Origin of the sequence: Vibrio sp. T20 (assembly GCF_007858795.1) — a bacterium.
GTDB lineage: Bacteria > Pseudomonadota > Gammaproteobacteria > Enterobacterales > Vibrionaceae > Vibrio > Vibrio satsumensis.
The window spans coordinates 283,416-303,119 of sequence record NZ_VFEB01000087.1 but is presented as its reverse complement, the minus strand read 5'-3'; the positions used below and the strand labels follow the sequence as shown (position 1 = coordinate 303,119).

The 19,704-nt window shown below is 43.7% G+C and carries 16 protein-coding genes; 10 read left to right on the top strand and 6 right to left on the bottom strand.

Features of this window, described 5'->3' with window-relative positions:
• Positions 1–240 precede the first annotated feature (240 nt).
• The 3 genes from bluB to FTW16_RS09690 all read left to right on the top strand — a co-directional run bounded on the left by bluB (position 241) and on the right by FTW16_RS09690 (position 4,433).
• On the top strand, positions 241–912 hold the full coding sequence (gene bluB, locus FTW16_RS09700; protein WP_146490873.1) for a 5,6-dimethylbenzimidazole synthase: 672 nt from the start codon (positions 241–243) through the stop codon (positions 910–912).
• A 202-nt stretch (positions 913–1,114) separates the two neighbouring features.
• Positions 1,115–2,770, top strand: a complete 1,656-nt coding sequence (locus FTW16_RS09695; protein ID WP_146490872.1) for an ABC transporter substrate-binding protein — start codon at positions 1,115–1,117, stop codon at positions 2,768–2,770.
• Between the two features lie 199 nt (positions 2,771–2,969).
• Positions 2,970–4,433, top strand: coding sequence for a hypothetical protein (locus tag FTW16_RS09690; RefSeq protein ID WP_146490871.1), 1,464 nt, complete (start codon positions 2,970–2,972; stop codon positions 4,431–4,433).
• A 121-nt stretch (positions 4,434–4,554) separates the two neighbouring features.
• Here FTW16_RS09690 and FTW16_RS09685 read toward each other — a convergent pair whose 3' ends face one another.
• Positions 4,555–6,186: an NAD(P)/FAD-dependent oxidoreductase gene (locus tag FTW16_RS09685; RefSeq protein ID WP_146490870.1), complete on the bottom strand. Its 1,632-nt coding sequence runs from the start codon at positions 6,184–6,186 to the stop codon at positions 4,555–4,557.
• 253 nt (positions 6,187–6,439) lie between these two features.
• On the opposite strand from FTW16_RS09685, the gene fdxA reads away from it, so the two are divergent.
• Entirely contained in the window at positions 6,440–6,763 is a 324-nt protein-coding gene (fdxA, locus tag FTW16_RS09680) for a ferredoxin FdxA (RefSeq protein ID WP_010431058.1), read from the top strand.
• Between the two features lie 97 nt (positions 6,764–6,860).
• On the opposite strand, the gene FTW16_RS09675 is transcribed toward fdxA, so the two are convergent.
• The 3 genes from FTW16_RS09675 to FTW16_RS24485 form a co-directional block, all read right to left on the bottom strand.
• Positions 6,861–7,595, bottom strand: coding sequence for an RNA methyltransferase (locus FTW16_RS09675; protein WP_065584752.1), 735 nt, complete (start codon positions 7,593–7,595; stop codon positions 6,861–6,863).
• Positions 7,596–7,771: 176 nt separating this feature from the next.
• Entirely contained in the window at positions 7,772–8,824 is a 1,053-nt protein-coding gene (locus FTW16_RS09670) for an aldo/keto reductase (RefSeq protein ID WP_146490869.1), read from the bottom strand.
• Between the two features lie 355 nt (positions 8,825–9,179).
• Positions 9,180–9,326 (bottom strand): hypothetical protein, encoded by a 147-nt coding sequence (locus FTW16_RS24485; protein WP_179946887.1) that lies wholly within the window; start codon positions 9,324–9,326, stop codon positions 9,180–9,182.
• A gap of 350 nt (positions 9,327–9,676) precedes the next feature.
• Here FTW16_RS24485 and pepT point away from each other — a divergent pair, with 350 nt between their 5' ends.
• The 3 genes from pepT (at position 9,677) to FTW16_RS09655 (ending at position 12,432) form a co-directional block, all read left to right on the top strand.
• The gene (gene pepT, locus FTW16_RS09665; protein WP_146490868.1) at positions 9,677–10,909 is read left to right on the top strand and encodes a peptidase T; all 1,233 of its coding nucleotides are present in this window, start codon (positions 9,677–9,679) and stop codon (positions 10,907–10,909) included.
• 76 nt (positions 10,910–10,985) lie between these two features.
• Positions 10,986–11,453 (top strand): DM13 domain-containing protein, encoded by a 468-nt coding sequence (locus FTW16_RS09660; RefSeq protein WP_146490867.1) that lies wholly within the window; start codon positions 10,986–10,988, stop codon positions 11,451–11,453.
• Positions 11,454–11,589: 136 nt separating this feature from the next.
• Positions 11,590–12,432: a mechanosensitive ion channel family protein gene (locus tag FTW16_RS09655; RefSeq protein WP_061016542.1), complete on the top strand. Its 843-nt coding sequence runs from the start codon at positions 11,590–11,592 to the stop codon at positions 12,430–12,432.
• Positions 12,433–12,546: 114 nt separating this feature from the next.
• Here the strand turns inward: FTW16_RS09655 and FTW16_RS09650 are convergent, their stop codons facing one another.
• Positions 12,547–12,990, bottom strand: a complete 444-nt coding sequence (locus tag FTW16_RS09650) for a dCMP deaminase family protein (RefSeq protein ID WP_004737813.1) — start codon at positions 12,988–12,990, stop codon at positions 12,547–12,549.
• Between the two features lie 259 nt (positions 12,991–13,249).
• On the opposite strand from FTW16_RS09650, the gene FTW16_RS09645 reads away from it, so the two are divergent.
• The 3 genes from FTW16_RS09645 to FTW16_RS09635 all read left to right on the top strand — a co-directional run bounded on the left by FTW16_RS09645 (position 13,250) and on the right by FTW16_RS09635 (position 18,571).
• Positions 13,250–14,386 (top strand): efflux RND transporter periplasmic adaptor subunit, encoded by a 1,137-nt coding sequence (locus tag FTW16_RS09645; RefSeq protein ID WP_146490866.1) that lies wholly within the window; start codon positions 13,250–13,252, stop codon positions 14,384–14,386.
• Positions 14,387–14,397: 11 nt separating this feature from the next.
• The gene (locus FTW16_RS09640; RefSeq protein WP_146490865.1) at positions 14,398–17,550 is read left to right on the top strand and encodes an efflux RND transporter permease subunit; all 3,153 of its coding nucleotides are present in this window, start codon (positions 14,398–14,400) and stop codon (positions 17,548–17,550) included.
• 334 nt (positions 17,551–17,884) lie between these two features.
• On the top strand, positions 17,885–18,571 hold the full coding sequence (locus tag FTW16_RS09635) for a MaoC family dehydratase (protein WP_146490864.1): 687 nt from the start codon (positions 17,885–17,887) through the stop codon (positions 18,569–18,571).
• 76 nt (positions 18,572–18,647) lie between these two features.
• On the opposite strand, the gene FTW16_RS09630 is transcribed toward FTW16_RS09635, so the two are convergent.
• Entirely contained in the window at positions 18,648–19,463 is an 816-nt protein-coding gene (locus tag FTW16_RS09630) for a phosphate ABC transporter substrate-binding protein (RefSeq protein WP_146490863.1), read from the bottom strand.
• Positions 19,464–19,704: the final 241 nt, after the last annotated feature.

Here is a 19,704-nt window from a genome sequence, read left to right as displayed (position 1 = left end):
GTAGTAGATATGACTGGTAAACGCGTCCCGAAGGGTTCGAGCTGTGTGCCCCCGCAAAAAGCGTTTTACTCTTTGTTGAGGGAGATTTGCTTAGAATGACTAGGCTACTTCTCCCTCGCCGCGATTAAAACGCTTTTATCTCGAACAAAATTTAACCACGAAAGGTCAACACGCCCTAGCAACATACATACTTTAGTTGGATAATACTGACTCAATAAGACGACGATAAGACAGGGATGTATGGAAATTACGCCGAATGAACGCGAAGCAGTATATAAAACGATTTTTTCTCGCCGAGATGTTCGTGGTCAGTTTCTTCCCGATGAGATCCCAGAAGATGTTTTGATGCGTGTGCTAACCGCAGCGCACCATGCTCCCAGTGTGGGGTTCATGCAGCCTTGGGATTTTGTTGTCGTTCGTGATATCGAAACCAAGCAACAAATCAAAGCCGGTTTCAATCAGGCTCATGCAGAATCAGCAGAAATGTTTACCGATGAAAAGCAGGCGATGTATAAACGCTTAAAGTTGGAAGGTATCGTTGAATCACCTATCGGTATCTGTGTAACTTGCGACCGTAATCGAACCGGAAAGGTTGTGCTAGGTAGAACCATCAAACAAGAGATGGACTTATACAGCACAGTCTGTGCGGTTCAAAACTTGTGGCTGGCGGCAAGGGCAGAAAATCTAGGGTTAGGTTGGGTGAGTATTCTCCACGATTCAGTACTGCGAGACGCACTCGATATCCCGGAAAACATCGATATTGTGGCCTACCTGTGTATTGGCTACGTTGATCATTTCAAAGATAAACCAGAACTTGAAACCATGGGGTGGCTACCAAGAAGAGACGTCAACTCAGCGATTCATGAAGGCAAGTGGAATGCAGAGCAAATAACGAATTCAGTGGAGGATTAATCTCCCATTTATTTTTATCACTGAATATGAACCATCATTGATTATTTTGTTTGCTAAAAGAGGTGTTTATAAATTAAGTTGGATCTTGATATTATTTATATCAACAGTTTCATAAAGCATATTTCAACTTGAACGAGTAAATAGACCTCCCATTTAGGTTACAGCTATTTTCGTTCCTCTAGACGCTTAATTCGGATATCCATTGAACGACGCTAACTTACGTAGACTTCAGCAGCTTATTGCAAAGTATGAATTAGGTGAAGAGTATCACCTAACGATCGATGCTCTAGAACACTCGCTATCGACTTCTCGTAGAAACACTTCGATCATTCTTAAATGCTTATCGAAATATCGCTGGATTTGTTGGATTCCTTCTAAAGGAAGAGGGAAACTTAGCCAATTTAGAATTTTGGTCAGCTTCCCCGAAGCGTTAGAACAAGTGTTAGCGCTTCAGTTAGAACAGGGGTGCTTTAACGTTATTCCCCGTCTTCTAGAAAGCTATGGTGATGCGGCAATAAAGGCACTGACGCTAGCGACTGAAAAACATAGTCTGTTCAATCAACAACATGATCATTTGCTGATCACTCAATATCCGTGGGTCGATAACCTTGAGCCAGCAAAAACATACCGAACTGCCGAACATCACATCTTAAGGAGTCTCTACAATACGTTACTCGTCCAAGATCATGAAGGAAATCCCCAAGCGAGCCTCGCGCACCATTGGGAGATGGAAGGGCGCTTTCTGCATTTTTGGTTGAGACCGAATGTGTTATTCCATGACGGTGAAAATCTAACGGCCAAAGATGTTGCTCAATGTTTGTTGCAGCTAAAAAATATCGAAGGGCCAGTACAGTCTTTATTTGATCAGGTCAGTGATGTTCAAGTTGTGGGTGATAAACAACTGATTATTGAGCTGACACACGCAAACCCGATGTTTATCTATGCGCTGTGTAGTGCACACGCGTCTATTTACCGTCGCAAGCGTAGCTATTTTGCTAGTGGACGCAGTGCCTATATCGGAACCGGCCCTTTCTCATTAGATGATTGGAGCGAAGAGCGCTTGGTTCTTAAACGTCACCGAGGTTACTTTGCTCAAAATGCCTTGTTAGAACAGATAACGCTCACCGACATCGAGGGTCTAAACGATCACACCCTGAGTTTTAATAGATCTGGCATTGCGGAAGAAACTATGATTAATGCACTTTCGTATCTTGCGGTTAATCGTAGAGAAAACTCAGGCATTACCCCCGAAGACTTAGACAGCTTGGTATCATTTATCAAATCCAGTAGTAAGGAGTTTGATGCCGATATGGTGACGGATGACTTATCTTTCTCGCTTAGTGAACTAACCTGCAGTAATCCCATTCCTGTTTTGATGGGGAGGGTTGTTTTAACTCGACCTAAAATGACGATTCCTTTGCTTCAAGATATGGCAGACTGGCTTGAGCAAACTATCGCGAAGACAGGCGTGACTATTGAAGTCATTGAACTTCCTAATATTAGTGATCCTAGCTTAATGAGTGAGTCGGCAGACTTGTTGTTTATCGAAGAGATTATTGAACAGCCAAAAGAGTACGGTCTTTATGATTGGTTGCTTGCCTCGTCTGGACTCAGATTTATTTTTAACAGTGCTGAGATGAAGGCGCATTGTGAGAGAGTTCGCTCTGCTGTAAGTAGTGATAGTCCAATTGACGAGTTGAGACAAATTGAACAGTCGCTCTATCAACAGAAGTTACTTTGCCCGTTATTTCACGGTAAAGAGAAGGTATCTAACAGTGTTGAAGTTCATGGTGTAGAGATAAATCAAACTGGCTATAGTGATTTTTATAAGCTTTGGATATCTTCAAGCGAGGGGTAATTAATCCACTTTTGAGTTTATGTCTTTCCCCCCCTAATTTCTCGATCATAATGAAAACATGCATGAATTGCCTATCACCCTTTCATGTTTCTTTTGAACACCAATCGTTACTATGACTCAGCATGACTATCAAAGTCATTCTCGGTCATCCCCCAATGACACCCCTACTCATAAATCTATTTCATTAGGATCTAATCGAATGAAACTTAAGCTTATTTCTATCGCACTTATCGCTGGTGGCCTCACGGCTTGTGGCGGAGGTGGCGGTGGTAGCAGCAGTAACAATACGCCAGCACCTCAAACGAAAACCTTACAAGGTGTGGCTATCGATGGTTATATCTCAGGGGCGACTGCATTTTTAGACATCAACTATAACGGTGTGTTAGATGAAGGTGAGCCTAGTAGTATCACTGACGATGAAGGGAGCTATGAACTATCTTTAACGGGCTCTAATTCAGACTGTATGGATTATGCCCCAATCGTAGTAAATGTGCCTGTCGGCGCCATTGATGCGGATAACCCCAACACGCCGATTACTGAACCTTATCAGCTAGTATTTCCGCCTGTCATGACGGTAAGTTCCGATCAAGAAATTAAGTCTACAACACCACTGACAACCGTTCTATGGAATGAAATTCAAGCCGACTTGTATAAAGGTGGCTTAAACAGTTGCTCTGCCTTAAAGCAAGCCGTGAACACCCAAAATAGCGTTATCCAAAATGTGAAAGAGCATGACTTCCGAATTGCGAACCGATACAACATCGCAGTGGAAGATTTGTATGGTGATTTCGTTAAGAATCAAAATACCGAGCTCTATGAGTTAGCGCAGAAAATGATGCCAGCTATTAAAAAGTCGTATCAAGAGACGAAAGATATTCAAAAAGAGAACCCAAAAGCTCAGCAAGCTTATGTTGATTATTACTGGGAGCATTGGGATTACACTAAGAAGAACGAAATTAATAAGTGGTATAAAGTTAAAACAGTGATGACTGCTGACAAGCTGATTGTTATTGAACATGAAGTGTCCGCTGATTTGCAGACCGAACTGGCGTTAAATAAGCATATTGAGCGTAATAGCCAAAAGAAAAATGGTTTGGAATATGACAAAGAAGCTTGGTTCTCATTGGATAGTGATGGAACGGAATATTCATGTTCGGTGCAAGAGACGATCAAGCAACAGGTTTTGCCTAACTCACTCGCGACCTTTGGTGTGTTGAACCGTGGTTGGTCTAAACAACCTGATTGGGACAGTTGTTCACGTCAAAATGTCGGTGCTGGATTCATGCAAACCTTGTCGGCAGATCTTGTCGGTGACTACAAAGATCAGTTTGCCCAAGTACAAGCGAAATTTAATTTTGAGAATAACGCACCACATCCAGAGTGGGTTAATCTAGGCGATTCATTGGATAGTGTGTCGCGCAGCGACTTTGATACGCTCAACTACCTATCGGTAGATTTTAATGACAACAGTTCCTATGGATCTGACAGCTGGAACAGACATAAGTATGCGTACATTGAAAATACGCCGTTTGATTATACTCAAACGATAACGTCTAGATATTCTCAAGGTAACTGGACTAAAGGTTATTACTACCAAAATGGCACAAGTCGATTTGAGTGTTCAGATGATGGTGTGAACTGGTCAAAAGAGACTTGTAAGTAACGCTGACGAAGTTGTGACTTAATAACTCTAGATACCTTTATGCAATAAAAAATCCAGTGTCTATAAGACACTGGATTTTAGTTTTGCTGACCGTTATATGGCTTCGTTTTATTGAAAGCGCTTAAGCTATCTCTATTTTCTCAGCTTGGTTCTGCTCTACCATTGATAGCGCTAGCGCTTCTGCAGCCTTAATACCATCGATACCAGCAGACAGGATACCGCCTGCGTAGCCTGCACCTTCACCTGCAGGGAAGAAGCCCTTAAGGTTGATGCTTTGGAAGTCTTTGCCACGTTTGATACATACAGGAGAAGACGTGCGAGTTTCAACACCGGTTAGTAGGCCGTCTGGCGTAGAGAAACCTTTGATCTTCTTCTCGAACGCAGGGATTGCTTCACGAATCGCTTCGATAGCAAAATCAGGCAGCGCTTTTGAAATATCAGTCAGGTGGATACCCGGTGTGAACGACGGTTGTACTTCACCGATTGCACTTGGATCGCGACCTTTCAAGAAGTCACCGATTTTCTGAGCAGGGGCATCGTAGTTTTCGCCACCAAGAACGTAAGCTCCGCTTTCTAGTTCACGTTGTAAACGGATACCAGCCAAAGCATCACCTGGGTAATCGCGTTCTGGGTCGATACCAACAACGATTGCGCTGTTTGCGTTACGTTCTGCACGAGAGTATTGGCTCATGCCGTTAGTTACTACGCGGCCTTCTTCAGACGTTGCAGCTACTACAGTACCACCTGGGCACATACAGAAGCTGTATACAGTGCGGCCATTCTTACAGTGGTGAACTAATTTGTAGTCCGCAGCACCTAGGATTGGGTTGCCTGCGTTCTTACCGAAACGAGCTTCATCGATCATCGATTGCTTGTGTTCGATGCGGAAACCAACAGAGAAAGGCTTCGCTTCCATGTAAACGCCACGATCGTACAGCATTTCAAACGTATCTCGGGCACTGTGACCAACAGCCAGTACAACGTGGCGAGATTTGATCTCTTCACCGTTAGAAAGCGTTAAGCCAGTGATTTGGCCATCTTCCATATGAAGGTCATCTACGCGAGTGCTGAAGCGAATTTCGCCACCTAACTCGATGATAGATGCACGCATTTTCTCGATCATGGTAACCAGTTTGAAGGTACCGATGTGCGGCTTACTTACGTATAGGATCTCTTCTGGTGCACCAGCTGCAACGAACTCTTCGATTACTTTACGGCCGTAGTGTTTTGGATCTTTCACTTGGCTGTAAAGCTTACCGTCAGAGAAGGTACCTGCGCCGCCTTCACCAAACTGAACGTTTGATTCTGTGTTCAGTGTGCGCTTACGCCAGAAACCAAAGGTATCTTTAGTACGTTCACGAACTTCTTTACCACGCTCAACGATGATTGGGTTGAAGCCCATTTGAGCAAGCACTAGGCCAGCGAACAAACCACAAGGGCCAAAGCCGATAACCACAGGGCGTTCAGTTTGGTTTTCAACGGCTTTAGCAACAAACTTGTACTCCATATCAGGAGTTACTTTTACGTGCGGGTCGCTGATGAATTGTTCCAACAACTCAACTTCGTTTTCAACGAGAACGTCAAGCGTGTAGATAAGTAAGATCTTTGATTTCTTACGAGCATCGTAGCCACGTTTAAAGATATTAAAAGAGAGTACCTGATCAGAGTTAATACCAAGTTTCGCTTCAATAGCGTCTTGAATAGCAGACTCTTCATGGTCTAGTGGGAGTTTAATTTCGGTTAAACGTATCATTTCGATGTCTCGTTTTTATAGGTGTCTTAGCTAGTTCGTTTCTTTATACAGAGTTTGATGAAAACGCTGATGTTGAAAGAAGCGATAAGCTCACAATGGCGCGCATTTTACGAGAAATTGATTTATCTGTCATACTAATTTGGAAACATGGAGCAAATAGACACGATATTAGAGCCGTATGATGTTGAATTTTGCTTTGGGATGAGTATTATCCCCATTCTTCAATTTTGACTAACTTATAGAGCAGAGCATCATGGCATTTGTCGTAGGCGATAATTGTATTCAATGTAAATACACAGACTGTGTGGCAGTGTGCCCCGCAGATGCGTTCCATGAAGGCCCAAATTTCATGGTAATCAACCCAATCGAATGTATTGATTGTGGTTTATGTGTACCTGAATGTGATGCTCAAGCTATCTTCCAAGAAGATGAGCTACCAGAAGATCAAAAAATCTTTATCGAAGTGAACGCAGAGCTTGCCGAAATCTGGCCGGTACAAACGGAAGTAAAAGCACCAATGGATGACGCTGAGAAGTGGAATGGTGTCGCTGATAAGTTGGCAATGCTAGAAAAGTAATTGTTGAAAAGAACTTAAATAAAAAGGCGTACTGATTTAATCAATACGCCTTTTTTAATATTTGAACATTGTCGACTGGATCGTTAGCTTATGAGACCTAGCTGTGCTGACGACGCATGTTGTCGAGAATGATGCCAGTCGCCATTGCAACGTTCAAAGACTCTGCGCCACCGAATGCTGGAATCGTAATCTTATCTGTCACGTATTTAGCGGCGTGTTCACGAATACCGTGAGACTCGCTGCCCATCAGCAAAATGCCATTTGCAGTGAAGTCAGTCTTATGAACACTTTCGCCTTCCAAAAATGCACCGTAAACCGGTAGATTCGCTTGCTCTAAGTAAGCTGGTAAGTCAGTTTGACTTACGTGTACTCGGCCAAAGCTGCCCATAGTCGCGCTGATAGTTTTAGGGTTGTATGGGTCTGCGCAATCACTGCTCGCAACGATATGCTTGATGCCATACCAGTCTGCTACGCGAATAATCGTACCTAGGTTGCCAGGGTCTGAAACGCCATCAAGTGCAATCATCAGTCCTGTCGCTTCTGGTAGTTCAAACGTTGGGATCTCAACAACCGCAATCGCTGCATTGTTACTTACCAAAGTGCTCGCTTTGGTTAGGTCATCCAGTGAGGCTTCAACACAATCAAACTCAATCAGTGATGCGTGATTTTCAGATAAGAAATCAGCGGTAGCAAAGACGTTCTTCACGACTAAGTCACTATTGAACAGCTCAAGAACGTTCTTTTCACCTTGAACTAGAAATAGGCCGTGGGCTTTACGTTGTTTCTTTTGGCCCAAAGCACGAAGGAGTTTTAATTGGTTTTTTGAAATCATGTTTTTATCCTAGATATAAGCTCGCGCATTATAGAGCAAAGGTTGGGTAACCAAAAGCGTGATGACTCAATGCGATCCACATAAAAAGCAAAAGCAACTCACTTAAAAAAGAAAAACGCACTAAATAGCGCGCTCTTATGGGGATTTACTTACCTAAGTCTCGCTGAACTGACAGCTTAATACGGAGCAGGATAGCGCTTAAAGATGGTATTGATATCGGTAAGGATCTCTTTTGATAACGGTTTACTGAAAGCGGCAACGTTCTCTTTTAGCTGCTCCATAGTGGTTGCACCAATGATGGTGGACGTCACCCCATCAACTTGATTACACCAAGCCAATGCCAGTTGGCTCGGAGTAAATCCATGAGCATTCGCCACTTCAACATAGCCTTTCACCGCTTCATTGGCAGACTCGGTGTCGCGGAAAATGCCTTTACGTTGCATGTAAGTCCAACGGCTGCCTTCCGGTCTTGCGCCATCGATGTACTTTCCACTCAACATGCCTGCAGCCAAAGGCGACCATGGTAGGTAAGCGACATCTTCATGCACACAATTTTCAATCAGATATGGCCAGTCTTTTGCGTGCAGCAAGCTAAATTCATTTTGAATCGAAACCATACGTGGCAAATCGTGTTTTTCGCTCAGCTTGAGGTAAGTGTTAATGCCCCAAGTGGAATCATCTGAAAGCCCAACATGGCGGATTTTACCCGCCTTAATGCAGCTTGCCAGTGCTTGTAGAATTTCCAACATCTCAGCTTCATGCTGTTTTCGGTCAATATCACTGAATCGAATGTGATTTGGGAAATGTTTACCAAAGTGTGGCGTTGTGCGATTTGGCCAATGAAGTTGGTAAAGGTCGATATAGTCTGTTTGTAGGCGTTTTAATGATGCATCAACTGCTGCGATCACCGCTTCACCGGTTATAGGGCCACCATCTCGAACCCAAGGTAGTCCTGGCCCCGCAATTTTGCTCGCAATGATCAACTCTTGGCGACGCTGTGGATTACGAGACAACCAGTTGCCGATAATTGCTTCTGTTTTGCCGTAGGTATCTGGAGAAGGTGGAACCGCGTACATTTCTGCTGTATCGATAAAGTTAATACCTTGGCTTAATGCGTATTCGATCTGTTGGTCGGCTTGCTGTTGCGTATTTTGCAGCCCCCAAGTCATGCTACCAAGACAGATACGGGAAACGGGAATTTGACTACTTCCTAGTTTTGAATATTCCATTGAATTCGGGATTCCTGTGGTTAAGTTCTCTGGTACTCGCATAAAAGTATTTGAAAAGAGGGCGAGTGAGGAATGAAAACGAATATGAATTATTAGCACAAAATGGCACGACAAGGTATGGCTTGGGGAAGTTTAATGAGTCATTTCTCAGCGTGTGAACTGAGATGGCGATGTAATCGAGTAGCTATAGATACAGGTATAGGCGAAGGTCGGAAAGTAAAAGAGTGCTGATAGGCTGACGCCTGAATAGGGCAAATTGGAAATAGAGAAAGGTCTAAAGACAAAGAGCTCGACATCATAGAGAAGTAGAGCTCTTTATTAGGGGTTCTATAAATACGTTCTGAGTATTATCAAGTTACGAGGTCGCGTTGGTATCGAACCCACCCTGGGTCTGCGCCTGTCTTAGAGCTTCCTGCCTTTGAACTTCTTTCTCAGTTAATACTGGTTGAAGTGTTTCCTCAGAGGCTTGAGGAGAGAAAATGAAATATTTATTAATCGTCATAACAGTGTCTCCGTGTAACGTATGACAGATTTTGCATCAAGGATAAACTGTGATCATCATCCACTTTGTACTTTTTTTGGGCTGAGAGCGAAGGGCGTAGAATGCGTACAAAGCGATCGCTTATCATCCGTATGCAATATTGGAACTGACGAAACCCTCTGTTTTTAAGTATAGGAAGCTCCTCTAATTTCGTACAATAATGATTTAGAGCAATTACATAGATGGTCAGGGGCGTAAGATGAAAAACCTCGCTGCTGACTCTGTGTTCGTATTTTTCTAAAAATACATCATTTATTTACGTTAATAATTAAGTCAGTAAATCAATTACTTAATCCATGGTGAGATAAATTATGGAAAAGCTTGTAGAACGTTTTCTGAATTACGTTACTTTTGATACCAAATCCGATCCTTCTAATCAGCAATGCCCAAGTTCACCGGGTCAAATTACCTTTGCTGAAGCCTTAAAGTTAGAATTGGTTGCATTAGACTTAGTTGATGTGTCTTTAGATGAAAATGGGTATTTGATGGCGAAGCTGCCTTCTAATGTTGATTATCCTGTGCCGGCTATTGGTTTTGTGGCGCACATGGATACCGCTCCTGATGCATCAGGTGCCAACGTGAAACCACAAGTGATTAAAGATTACCGAGGTGGAACGATTGAATTAGGTGAAAGTGGCGAGAGTTTGAACCCAAGCCAATACCCAGACCTGGATAGTTTGCATGGTCATGATCTTATCACTACTGATGGCACGACTCTGCTTGGTGCCGACAACAAAGCGGGCATCGCTGAAATCATCAGCGCGATTGCTTACCTGAAAGCGAATCCTGACATCAAACACGGCGATATTTGTATTGGTTTTACGCCAGATGAAGAGATTGGGCGTGGTGCGAACCTGTTTGATGTTGAGAAGTTTGGTGCTGAATGGGCGTATACCATTGATGGCGGCCCAGTCGGTGAGTTGGAGTTTGAGAACTTTAATGCCACAAGTGCTGATGTTATCTGCCACGGCGTAAACGTTCACCCAGGTACCGCAAAAGGTAAAATGGTGAACTCGATGAACATTGCGGCGCAATTCCAATTGATGATGCCAGCGCAAGAAACACCTGAATGCACAGAAGGCTATGAAGGTTTCTACCACCTGAAATCGGCTGAAATGGGCGTCGCTCGCTCTGAATTGGGTTATATCATCCGTGATTTTGAGCGTGAAGGCGTAGAAGCACGTAAAGCATTCATGCAGCAAAAAGTGGATGAATTGAATGAGCGCTTAGAGAAAGGCCATGTTGAGTTGGTACTGACTGATAGTTACTTCAACATGAAAGAGATGGTTGAACCTCATCAGCATATTATTGAGTTGGCTAAGCAAGCGATGATTGAGTGCGACGTTGAGCCTATGATCAAACCTATCCGCGGTGGTACTGACGGCGCTCGCTTATCTTTCATGGGACTACCGTGTCCGAATATCTTTACTGGTGGCTACAACTTCCACGGTATTCATGAGTTCATTACCATTCAAGGCATGGAGCAAGCGGTAAAAGTAATTGTCGAATTGTCTCAACGTACGGCAACTCATTACCAAAAATAGAACATTAGAGCGTTATATCTCTTTGTATTTTTGAGAGTATTCAATAATACTCTCTTTAAGTATAAGGGAGTACGCGATGAAAAAGTTAGTTTTACTTTGCACCCACTTAGCCGTGGGTGCTGTTGGTTTTGGGCTTGGTGTTTATGCGCTACCTATTTTGATTGAGCCTGATTCTCCTTCCTCAAGTTCTGTCGAAGCGATCAGTCAGCAGGCTATCTACACAGGTGAGTTTACCAAAGACCGAGAAGACAGTGATTTCTTGCATTGGGGAGAAGGCATCGTCTCTGTATCTGAAAGTGCGATTGCTTTTGAGGGCGAACTGGCGCCGGGACCAGACTACAAGGTCTACCTCTCGCCTAAGTTTATTGAAACCGAACAAGCTTTTAATGACAGTAAGAACGAGTTACTCAGAGTTGGAGATGTGAAAACATTCGACCGTTTTATGGTTGAGCTTCCTGAAGGTATTGATCTTAATCGATTTAATACCGTTGTGATTTGGTGTGAAACTTTTGGCCAATTTATTACTTCTGCCCAGATAAAATGATAGCCTTAGCTAGGCTGGTACCAGAATGAACACGAGCGCTCCGGAGTTGAGCGCTTTTTCATAGCTCTGATATTAGCGGCTTTCTTGTAAAGCTAATCGTTGTAAAGCTAACTGTTGTAATGCTAAGGATTAAGTAATGGAAAAAGTGTGGCAAGTAATAGATTTCCTACTCGCTCATAAGTTTATTTTTAGTGCGTTGATTATCACTATTATTTTGATCATTCGCCGAATCACCTTGTCTCAAATAAGAGGTGATGTTGCTTTCCTTAGCGAAGACCAACGTAACTGGATGTCACGAACCAAAAACGGCACATTCGCGATTATTGTTGTGACGTTATTTGTGTTGTGGAAATCCGAAATCAGTGAGTTTGCACTGTCAGTTACGGCCATAGCGGTTGCTATAGTCGTCGCATCTAAAGAGATCATATTGTGCTTCACAGGTTCTATTCAGCGTGCGAGTTCTCGTTCATTTAGAATTGGTGACTGGATTGAGGTGGGTAAAATCAGCGGTGAGGTGATTGAGCACAATTTGATGGCGACTGTGATTCAAGAAATAGATTTGTATCATGGGCAATATCATTTCACTGGCAAGACTGCCACGCTACCCAATAGCATGTTCTTCACTTATCCGGTAAAGAACCTCAACTTCATGAAGCGCTATGTTTACCATAACTTTGTTGTGACGGTGAAAGACTTTGTAAACCTATACCCTATGGTGCCGGGTCTTATTGTGAAAATTGAAGAGCATTGCGAAGAGTTTATCGATGTTGCCCGCCGTTATAACGGAGTGATCGAAAAGCACGCTGGTGTTGACCTTCCTGGTTCTGAGCCTCACATCCATATCACGAGCAGTTCGACGGGTGAGCAAGAAGTACATTTTATGATCTTCTGCCCGACCGAAAAAGCGATTCATTTAGAGCAAGACATTCGCAAGGACTTTATGGAAGCGTACGCGGAGGAGTTTCCAACGAGCGCTTAATTTGCTTATCGGTCTATTGCGACTAAGCTACAGCGTCCAAACTATAAGTCCAAAAAAGAAAGCCGAGAGCGATAATATCGACTCTCGGCTTTTTTGTTCTTGCTATCTAATAGCTTAATCTAGGTCAGCGAGTGGCAGCCAATCGACTTGCACGCCAGCTTGCTCAAACATATCTTGGCTAACTTTGATTTTATCACCCCAGCGAGAAAGGAAATCTTCACTTTGCTCTGGGCAATGTACTGCTGAAATTCCTGTTTGAATGATTTTTGCTGCACAGTTCGGACAAGGGAAGTGGGTTACCCATATTTCACAACTGTCCAAATCACGCTTAGCGAATAGAATCGCATTTTCTTCAGCGTGAAGTGTCTTTAGGTACTTCATCTCTCTGTCATCAGTATCCGCACTATCAGACACGCCATGTGGGTAGCCATTAAAGCCAACGGAAACAATACGGTTGTGCTTAGTGATTACGGCGCCGACTTGAGTTGAAGGATCTTTACTCCAAGAACCGACCAATTCCGCCATTTGATAGAAACGTTTAGCCCATTTTGAAATCATGAGAATTCCTTAACAATTAAATGTGAATGCTTATCTGTCTGACAATACATTATGTTAGACAATATCCATAGAGAACAAAAGCTGAGAGGTTGATTTACTTAGGAATTGTAGCGTGTTTGTAATCACTTTATAAGCACTTGGTTTCAATTAACATATTGATACACTTTGACTAGTTATAATTGATATTCCTCGGACAATGGTAACGAGTGTGTTACGTAAATTTTATGCTGTTCAAATACTAATAAGTGACGGTATAACCATGCGTAAAAAGTTGATCCTTACGGCTCTTGCAAGCTCTCTTATTCTTGCTGGATGTGGGCAAGATGCTCAAAATGCTAAGCAAGCGCCTTTACCTCTCGTAGCTGTACAGGATGTTAGCGTTGTTTCTCACCAGCAAAGTAAGTCGTACATCGGTCGTATTGAAGCCGTTGAAGACACGGCTATCACAGCGCAAGTTTCGGGCTATCTACAAAGCCGTCATTTCAATGAAGGTCAAATGGTCGAAAAGGGCCAGCTGCTATATTCCATTGAGCCATCTTCGTTTGAAGCTGAAGTTGCAAGCGCAAAAGCGTCTGTTGCTCAAGCAAACGCGAACCTTAAGAAAGCCGAGCTTGATTTTAACCGTGGTAAAAACCTACTTCCGAAAGGCAGTATTTCTCAATCAGAATTCGATGCATTAACGGCAAACTTATTAGGCTCTCAAGCACAGCTTGAAGCCAGCCAAGCTCAGTTAAACGCCGCGAATGTCCAACTTTCTCATACCAAAATTATCGCGCCTTTCTCTGGAAGAATCAGTGACACTAAAGTAAGTAAAGGTGATCTGGTTTCACCGTCTTCAGGTGTATTGACGACTTTGGTTAGCCTAGATCCAATTCATGCATCGTTCAGCATTAGTGAGCGTGAGCGTATTGAGCTGGGTATGGACCGTATTGAAGGTGACGGCAGCAGCGACTCTGCAGGTGTTGAAGTTCAGATTATGCTTGAGAATGGTGAAGCGTTTGAACACCTAGGTCAGCTCGATTTTTTGGGTAACCGTATCAATCTCAATACCGGTACGATCGCGATGCGCGCAATCGCTGATAATCCGAATCAACGATTACTTCCTGGTCAACACGTTCGTGTGGATCTACGTGAAAAGCAATCTATTGATGTTGTGACTATCCCACGCCGAGCAGTACAAACCGACCTAGAAGGTGACTTTGTGATGGTACTGGTTGAAGGTGAAGCGGCACCAGTTGCTGAGCGCAGAAACATCGAGATGGGTCGTCAGGTTGAAGGTGGTGTAATTGTTCATTCTGGATTAGAGAAGAACGACGCAGTCATCACTCAAGGCTTACAGCGTGTCCGTAATGGTATGTCCGTTCGCATTCAACCTTCTGCAGAACAAGCTGAGTAAGGGGGCTATTTATGTTGAGTCGTTTCTTTATTCAAAGGCCTAAGTTTGCCCTTGTTATATCCATCATATTAACGCTGGCGGGTGCGATTTCTCTCGCTATCTTGCCGGTGGCTGAATATCCAAAAATTAGCCCACCGTCGGTCAGTGTGTCTGCATTCTATACGGGCGCAAGTGCTGAAGTGGTGGAGCAGGCGATAGCCGACCCCATAGAAACGTCGGTTAACGGCGTAGAAGATATGATCTACATGTCCTCTAAAAGTGCTAACGATGGTTCATACAACCTTAACGTGACCTTTGATGTCGGTACTGATGCTGATATGGCTCAGGTCAACGTGCAGAACCGTGTTGCTCAGATCGAATCGAAACTTCCACAAGAAGTAAGAATGGTGGGTGTAACGGTCAAGAAGCGTTCTCCTGACTTGCTGATGGTATTGAACTTCTACTCGCCGAACGGAGAGTATGACGATCAATTCTTGATCAACTACGTGAACTTGAACATTAAAGACCAATTGGCCCGTGTAAAGGGTATCAGTGAAGTTAACGTATTGGGTGGTGGCGAATACGCGATGCGTGTTTGGTTAGACCCTGAGAAAATGGCTAACCTCAATATAACCACCTCTGATGTGAATCGCGCCTTGGCTGAACAGAACGTTCAGGTAGCGGCTGGTCGTATTGGTGCAGCACCTTACAACAACGCACAAGAAGTGCAGTTCAACTTGGTAACCAAAGGCCGACTAGAAACGGCTGATGAGTTTGAAAATGTTGTACTTCGTGCAAACCAAGATGGTTCAACGGTTTATTTAAAAGACGTTTCACGCGTTGAGCTTGGCAAAAAGTTCTACGATGGCAATGGTAAATACCGTGGTCAAGACGCTTCAATCGTAACGTTGTCACTTCAATCAGACGCTAACGCGCTGGAAAGTGGTAAAGCGGTGATGGCGATGCTGGATAATTTAGGCAAAAATTTCCCTGAAGGCGTTGCTTATGAGGCGAGTTATGACACGACACTCTTCGTTGCAGAGTCGATCAAAGGCGTAGTAAAAACGCTAATTGAAGCGATCTTACTGGTTATCGCGGTAACGTATCTGTTCTTAGGTAGTGCGCGTGCGACTTTGATTCCGGTGGTTGCGATTCCTGTATCTTTGATTGGTACTTTTGCGGTCATGCAGATGACAGGCTTTACCATCAACACGGTGACTCTATTTGGTTTGATATTGGCGATTGGTATCGTAGTAGATGATGCGATCTTGGTTATTGAAAACGTTGATACCACGATGGCCAAAGACCCAACGATCTCACCGCGTAAAGCAACGCTTATCGCAATGAAGGAAGTAACGGGTCCGATTGTTACTTCGACGTTGGTACTGTTAGCGGTATTCATTCCAGTAGCTATGCTGCCAGGTATTACCGGTATCATGTACCGTCAGTTTGCTCTAACTATCTGTATCGCTGTTGTTATCTCTTCTATTAATGCTCTAACACTGTCACCTGCATTGTGTTCATTAGTTCTTAAGCAGGGCGGTGGTAATACGGCTCGTTGGTACCAAGCGTTTAACCGTGGTCTTGAATCAGTAACCAACAAATACGGTCAAATTGCAGGCTTCCTTGTGAAAAAGGGTGTTCTGCTGTTTACCTTCTTCGTTGTGGCGCTAGCAGCGGTAACTTACTTCGCGAAAACCACGTCTACGGCGTTCGTACCTCAAGAAGATAAGGGTATTTTACTGGTTAACGTTCAACTTCCGGATGCGGCTTCACTGTCTCGTACCGAGGATGTGACGAAGCAGTTGCTAGAGATGGTTGAACAAGAGCCTGGCGTTGACGGTGTAACACTGGTTAACGGCTATGCATTCATGACAGGCGCTTCTGCTTCGAATGGTGCGTCGATGTTCATCAAGCTCCACGATTGGGAGATGCGTAACGCACTGGATGGTCAACATTCTGCGCAAGCAATTTCGCAACGTATTAATGGCCGAGCAGCCACTGAATTACCTCAAGCTATCGTGTTTGCAATGGGACCTCCAGCAGTACCAGGTATGGGTGCAGCGTCTGGATTTGAGTTTGTTCTAGAAGATACATTAGGTCGTAGCCGTACTGATCTAGCGATGGTTATGAATGACGTGATTGCTGAGGCCACTAAACAGCCTGAGATATCACATACCTTCAGTACCTTCCGTGCCAATGTACCTCACTACTATGTCGACATTGACCGCGAGAAAGCGCAGCAACTTGGTATTCCGTTGTCGGAAATCTTCCAAACATTACAAGGTAACCTAGGTTCTCTGTATGTGAATGATTTCACCATGTTTGGTAAGAACTTCCGTGTCACCATGCAAGCTGACAGTGAACACCGTAGCAGCATGGATGACCTACAACGATTCCACGTGCGTTCGTCTAATGGCGAGATGATCCCGTTAAGCACATTGGTGACTTACGACCAGATCTTCGAACCTGATGTAGCATGGCGTTACAACATGTACCGCAGTGCAGTGATCCAAGGCCAACCAGCGCCGGGTTACTCAAGTGGTGATGCGATTGTGGCGATGGAACGTGTAGCTGCAGAAGTTCTGCCACAAGGTTACCAGTACGAATGGACAGGTATGGCTTACCAAGAAGTACTCGCAGGCAACCAAGCGATCTTTGCGTTCGCATTGGCGCTGATCTTCATCTACTTGTTCATGGTGGCTCAATACGAGAGTTGGACTATACCGATTGCGATTATCCTAGTGGTACCTGTCGCAACATTAGGCTCCTTCTTGGCGTTGAACCTGACAGGCACACCACTGAATCTCTATGCGCAAATTGGTTTGGTCCTCTTGATAGCCTTGGCCGCGAAGAATGCAATCTTGATCGTGGAATTTGCTAAGGTGGAACGTGAAGAGAAAGACGCACCAATCGAAGATGCAGCAGTGAAGGGCGGTACGCTGCGTTTCCGTGCTGTGAACATGACGTCTTGGTCATTCATATTGGGTATTTTCCCACTTATCTTCGCTGCGGGCGCAGGTCACGTGAGCCAGAACTCTCTGGGTATTTCTCTGATTGGTGGTCTGCTATGTGTGTTGTTAGCGGGTACGTTCCTAATCCCTGGCTTCTATGCATTCGTACAGCGTAAGCGTGAGAAGGCACACGGTGGCAATACCAAGTTGATTCCACTGGATGACGAATAGGGAACTGAATGTCTTGCATGATTAGTCCCTTACAAGAGTAACCCTTGGAAAATTAATTCCTTATAAAAACTGAGGCTTAGCATTGCGCTAAGCCTTTCTTTATTCCACTAATGAATAAAATCGCTATTTATATAATCAAATGTTTATTATGTGATAGAGTTAACACTCTAATTTTGGTTTTGTAATAAAATGATGTTTTATTATTAAGTCTTTGTTTAATATGGAATTAACAAGGTTCAGCTAACGAGTGTATGCTCGAAAACATTTGCACAATAGTGTGAAGTGTTTCAAAATTACCTAGTTATATTGAAATTTTTTGTGCATTGAGGTTCTTATGAAAGTCATTGATTTATTTAAACACCGAGGCGATAGCATGTCTTCGCAACACTCAGAGTTTATGCAATGGATGTCTCCAGCTCTTAGAGATTACTGGGGTGACTTTCTAAATCGCACGCAAAATAGCCATTTCTTTGCGTGGGTTCGTGATCATCACAAACCTGCTGTAAATGAAGATGCACCAGAAATGCCAGTAGAACAACCGATCGTGTTAAAGCCAGAAGCACAGCTTGTGTTTGATGAGCTTAATCAGCAGATCGGTGAAATTATCCATACTGGTGACTGGATCAATGTCAGCCAAGACCGTATCAACCAGTTTGGTGTTGTTACTGAAGATATGCAGTGGATTCACACCGAGCCTGAAAAAGCAGAAACAGACTCTCCGTTCAAAACAACCATCGCACATGGTTTTTTAACTTTATCTCTGCTTCCTAGATTGACTGACAGTGTCGACCCTGACAAGTCTCAATTCCCAACGGCGAAGATGGTCGTAAACATTGGCCTTAACCAAGTGCGTTTCCCATATCCTGTTAAATCGGGCAGTAACGTTCGAGCTAAAAGCACGCTAACAAAAGTAACGCCAATTAAGAAAGGGCTAGAGATTGAGCGCGAAATTCGCGTAGAAATCGAAGGTATTCGTCGTCCTGGCGCTGTGATCGTTTCGGTGATTCAACTTCACTTTTAAACGAACCATATAGATTCCAAAAAAGAGAGAGCTTAATGCTCTCTCTTTTTGTTTTCATAAGATAAAACTATCTCACTTATTTAATGCGAGTGTAACCGTACTCTTCGATAAGATCTTGTCCTTGCTTCGACTTCACGAACTTGATGAAGTCTTTGCTCTCGTCAGAAACAGAGTCTGTCTTATGCAGCAACAAGAATGGGCGAGCCAGTTCATAGCTGTGGTTTGCAATGTTCTTAGATGTCGGCTCTACGCCTTCAAATGTGATTGCCTTGATCGAACGATCGATAGAACCAACCGAGATAAAACCAATAGCATGCGGGTTATGGTTAACAATCGTCTTTACCATGCTGTTGCTGTTTACAACCAAGTTATTTGGGTTGATGTCCGACACTAGACGGTCGTTAATGATTTGGGTTAAACCAAGCAAGCTCTCAAAGCTGTAACGTGAACCAGAAGAAGCTTCACGAGTCACCACTGCAATAGGTTGATCCGCACCGCCTACTGCTTTCCAGTTTGTGATTTTGCCTTTGTAGATATCGAACAACTGTTCACGTGTAACGTTGCTTACACTGTTTGAACGATTGGTTACGACTGCTAGGCCGTCAAAGGCAATTGGGAATACCTTCAATTTCTCATCCTGCTCGCGGTCGGTTAAATAACGCGAGCTCATACCGATGTCAGCCACACCTTTATTAACCATGGTAATACCCGCTGTAGAACCAATGCCTTGAACCGCAATATAGTTATCAGGGTGAGTCTTGTTGTACTCCTCAGCTAATACATCCATCACACGTGATACAGAAGTGGAGCCCGAAATATTGGTTTCTTGTGCAAAAGCAGTGTGAGAAGACAGGGCTAAGGATAAAAGAGAGGCAAGCGCGACTCGTAACATAAACAACTCCTAGTTAATAACATTTGCCGGCTATGATAGGTCGGTTATATGACATTTTTGTGAAATTCTATATGCTCGATATGTCGTTGTTAGCTTGATGGGTGAAAGCTAGTGGGGTTTACGAAAGCAAGATTCGTTTCTGGGAGCAATGCGGGTATTTTGTTTACGCTTGTTCGCTAAAATGTTGGTTGAGTCCTAAGCTAAGTAGAGGAATTCACTACTTAGAAGTTTCTATGAAGTT